Source organism: Candidatus Symbiopectobacterium sp. NZEC135, assembly GCF_025962695.1.
In genome coordinates this window covers 1-1,012 of the sequence record NZ_JAGFPF010000709.1, presented here as the reverse complement: position 1 = coordinate 1,012, position 1,012 = coordinate 1, and the positions used below count along the sequence as shown (strand labels likewise).

At 57.0% G+C, this 1,012-nt stretch carries 1 protein-coding gene; it reads right to left on the bottom strand.

The window, feature by feature from the left end:
- Positions 1 to 670: NmrA family NAD(P)-binding protein (locus tag J5224_RS29900; protein ID WP_413544746.1), on the bottom strand; the 670-nt coding region annotated here is incomplete at its 3' end.
- Between the last annotated feature and the right edge of the window lie 342 nt (positions 671 to 1,012).

Sequence of the window (1,012 nt, the reverse complement as noted above, 5' to 3'; positions counted from 1 at the left end):
ATACCACCTGATCGACGATGCGCGGTTCAGCCAGCAGGATTTCCGTGGTGAGCCTGCCGATGTCTTCCGGCGTGGTGACCGTGACCTTGGTGTCCCACGAGCCCAGACCGTGGATGGTCCTCGCCGTCAGATTCACCACGTCGAACTCTGGCTCGAACAGGAAACTGGTGAACATGCCCGTGGAGACGATCACCCACTCGGACTGCCGCTGGGCGCGCAGCAGTTGCCGCACGTCGTATTGCTCGTCGAACACCGGCTGGCCACTGCCCTGCCCCACCACGTCGTAATCCACGCCGAACTGCCAGGGAAAGTAGCGCTCAATGCCTGCATCCAATGCGGCGCGGGTGATCTTGAGCTGGGTACCGGGACCGGCCACGAAGCCAGTGCAATTGATCACCGTACGATAGCGCTCGAACAATACCTGGAGGGCGGCGACATCGCTGGTCAGGTCAAAGCCGATGACCTCCACTCCAAGCGCTCGCAGGGCATCAAGGCTCTCCATGTTGCCGGGAGTGGAACTGGAGAGTGTATGCGGCGAGACGATAACCGTGACCGACTGACGTAGTGCGGCCGCACGTGGAGCGAGTGCGCGCAGTACCGCCATCCCCAGTTGGCCGGCCCCAAGGACCAGCAGGTCGCGGCGTTCGGGTTCCTTGTTTAACATTGCCATAATTTTCTCATTCCGAATAAATGAAGGATTTCGCATTCGACCTTACCTGCGGGTCATAAAGCGGTCTATTGACAGTCATTGTCTGAATATCATTGTGATATGCGTCAACACCCCGGTATCTTAGAATCACCTAAGCAGATGAAAAAGCGGACAGGGTAACTTTCATAATTCGAATAAATGCAATAATAAAACACGTCTTTCCCCTGCGGGGGATGGAATAAACGCTTCACTCCCGTGTATCGGCTCCCAGGAGATATTCTATGGACAGGCTGCAAGCCATGGAGACCTTCGTACGTGTGATCGAGGCCGGCAGTTTCCGTCAGGCCGCCGACACGCTGAACG